Origin of the sequence: Pedobacter psychrodurus (assembly GCF_032678585.1) — a bacterium.
Classification (GTDB): domain Bacteria; phylum Bacteroidota; class Bacteroidia; order Sphingobacteriales; family Sphingobacteriaceae; genus Pedobacter; species Pedobacter psychrodurus_A.
Genome location: NZ_JAVTSN010000140.1, coordinates 1 through 658 on the forward strand (window position 1 = coordinate 1; position 658 = coordinate 658).

Annotated in this window: 1 pseudogene; it reads left to right on the plus strand. The window is 44.4% G+C overall.

Going from position 1 to position 658, the window contains the following annotated elements:
• Positions 1-145: 145 nt before the first annotated feature.
• Positions 146-658: pseudogene (locus R2S57_RS30395) on the plus strand (hypothetical protein); the annotation flags it as partial.

Sequence of the window (658 nt, forward strand, 5' to 3'; positions counted from 1 at the left end):
TAATTGCCAGGCCGCCAGCCATGGGAAGTACGTTGTTTGCATCCAGGACAGCACCGAAATAAACCTTGGTAGCCACCGTAATAGGATAAGGAAGGATACTTTTATCGGTACTACAAATGCAAAGGGTGACCATGGGCTAGGCTTTATGCTCCATCCAAGCCTTGTGCTTGATGCATGTGACGGTACCCCATATGGCTATGCCGATATCAAGGTATGGAACAGGCCACTGGAGTTCCGTTCAAAATTTGAGCGTGAATACAGCAAATTGCCCATTACCGAGAAAGAATCCTATAAATGGATTGAGGTATCCAATAACACCAAAAAAGCACTCTCACCCACCGTTGAGGGAATGGTTATCATACAGGACCGTGAAGGGGATATATATGAGCAGTTTGCAGTTGTACCTGATTCAAAGACAGACCTTTTGATAAGGGCCAGGACCAACAGGACCCTGAAAGATAAGGGTAAACTGTTTAACTGCCTCTCAGATCAGCAGCCCCAGGGTGATTATGAAATATTGGTGGATGCCAAAGGAAAAAGGCCAAAAAGAAAGGCGAAGATAGAAATCAGGTACCGGGAAGTAGAGATATGCAAAACTGATACTACCAGTAAAGGAGTATCTTCCAGTACCAAGCTCTATTTGATAGAAGCAAAAGAA